This is a genomic window from Cellulomonas sp. GbtcB1 (assembly GCF_019091725.1).
GTDB lineage: Bacteria > Actinomycetota > Actinomycetes > Actinomycetales > Cellulomonadaceae > Cellulomonas.
Window position 1 is genome coordinate 1 of record NZ_JAGXJG010000694.1, and the last position, 230, is coordinate 230.

The 230-nt window shown below is 73.5% G+C and carries 1 protein-coding gene; it reads right to left on the reverse strand.

Translation table 11 applies throughout. From position 1 onward, the window contains the following. Positions 1–230: TIM-barrel domain-containing protein (locus KVT14_RS21845; RefSeq protein WP_217617437.1), on the reverse strand; the 230-nt coding region annotated here is incomplete at both ends.

Here is a 230-nt window from a genome sequence, read left to right on the forward strand (position 1 = left end):
CCGGGTCGACCTCGGTGACGTGCCAGTCCATGTCGAGCACCGACACCGACAGCGGGATCCGCTCGACCGCGAACCGCTCGACGACCTCCCGGTATCCCTCGGCGGTGTACCGGTGGAACCGGCTCCACCAGGTGCCGAGCGCCCACCGCGGCAGCACCGGCACGGGGCCGGGCACGGCGTGGGACGCGCGCAGCGCCTCGGCGTGGTCGTGGGCGTAGCCGAACACGTAG